The 1,005-nt window shown below is 71.7% G+C and carries 1 protein-coding gene; it reads right to left on the bottom strand.

What is annotated here, in order from left to right; translation table 11 throughout:
• A partial coding sequence (locus L2C96_RS44165; protein WP_237340325.1) for an MFS transporter occupies positions 1 to 979 on the bottom strand: 979 nt, incomplete at its 3' end.
• Between the last annotated feature and the right edge of the window lie 26 nt (positions 980 to 1,005).

Below are 1,005 nucleotides of genomic sequence, written 5' to 3'. Positions count from 1 at the left end.
CGAAGCGGGCGATCAGGCGCGGCGCCACGCCGACCATCAGGATCACGATCAGCAGGGTCATCGGCAGCAGCGCCGCGCCGCTGGCGAACGCGCCGTAGCCCAGGACCTGCTGCAGGTACAGGTTCAGGAAGTACCACATCGGGATCCACGCGGCGCCCAGCAGCAGCTGCGCCAGGTTCGCCGCGCCGAGGTTCGGGGTGCGGAAGATGCCCAGCCGCACCAGCGGAACCCGGCGCGACCGCTGGATGGCCAGGAAGATTCCCAGCAGCACGATCCCGCCGGCCAGCGCGCCGAGCGTGGCCGCGGATCCCCAGCCCTGTTCGGGGGCCCGCACGATGGCGAACACGGTGAGCGCGAGGCCCGCGGTGACCGCCGCCGCGCCCGCGACGTCCACCGCGCCGCGCCGCGCGGGCGTGGCCGGCATGAGGGCGGGTGTGGCCGCGATTGCGATCAGCGAGATCGGCACGTAGAGCCAGAAGATCCACGGCCAGGACAGCCATTCGGTGATCACGCCGCCGAGGAAGACCCCGGCGGTGCCACCGGCCGGCGCGGCCGCGCCGTAGAGGGCGAGCGCCTTGGTGAGTTCCTTCGGGCGGCCGCCGAACAGCACCATCAGCAGCGTCAGGGCCGACGGCGCGATCAACGCCGCCCCGGCGCCCTGCAGGACCCGGCCGGTCAGCTCGGTCCCGGCGTTGCCGGCCAGCGCCGCCACCACCGAGCCGCCGAGGGTGATCACCCAGCCCGCGCCGAACATACGACGCGCGCCGAGCAGGTCGGACAGTCGGCCGCCGAGCAGCAGCAGGCCGCCGAAGGCGACCACGTAGGCGTTGAACACCCAGGACAGGCCATCCGGGGTGAAGCCGAGATCGGACTGCATCTTCGGCAGCGCGACCCCGATGATCGACGTGTCCATGATGACCATGAACTGGGCGAGTGCGATGAACCCCAGTGCCCACCAGCGGCGGGAGTCGGTTCTCATCTCGGTCTCCTATACCTATGGGGGGT

Origin of the sequence: Amycolatopsis tucumanensis (assembly GCF_021654135.1) — a bacterium.
Classification (GTDB): domain Bacteria; phylum Actinomycetota; class Actinomycetes; order Mycobacteriales; family Pseudonocardiaceae; genus Amycolatopsis_E; species Amycolatopsis_E tucumanensis.
Note: the sequence above shows the minus strand (reverse complement) of the source record. Positions and strands in the feature narration are given on the sequence as shown.